General features: G+C 45.1%; 1 protein-coding gene. It reads right to left on the bottom strand.

Annotation, left to right across the window (positions count from 1 at the left end):
- Positions 1–417 (bottom strand): hypothetical protein (locus tag ACYP03_RS24270; protein ID WP_459782406.1); only part of this gene is annotated, 417 nt, incomplete at both ends.

The following is a 417-nucleotide window of genomic DNA, read 5'->3' as shown; positions in this document are numbered from 1 at the left end:
GAAAACGCCCCCGTCACAGCACCATTCTCAAACTTTCCTCCACTTAATCTTGAACCTGTCCCACCTATGACTGCTGCAATTGAAACTCTTCCAAACATAGCCAATCCACTTTCTCCAGGTATCATCGAACTGATGTCTGGCGCAAACGCCTGTGTAACAGCTGCTGACCAGAAACCATCACCAAACTTACCGCCGCTCATCACAGATGAAACCCCTCCTGCAATTCCGTGTACAAGCGTTTTGGCTGTATACCCAATTGCAGAACTAATGTTTGTAAATGTATTACCAATACCTATAAACATTAAACTCGTTAAAAAGGCTGTCATAGCTCCCCTGAAACCGCCTCGTGCATAACCAAACATTGTTGCCATAGCAACACCAGCCATTGGATTTGCCGCTGTTGCTAAAGCAATCAAA

Source organism: Photobacterium sp. R1 (assembly GCF_054600795.1).
Note: the sequence above shows the minus strand (reverse complement) of the source record. Positions and strands in the feature narration are given on the sequence as shown.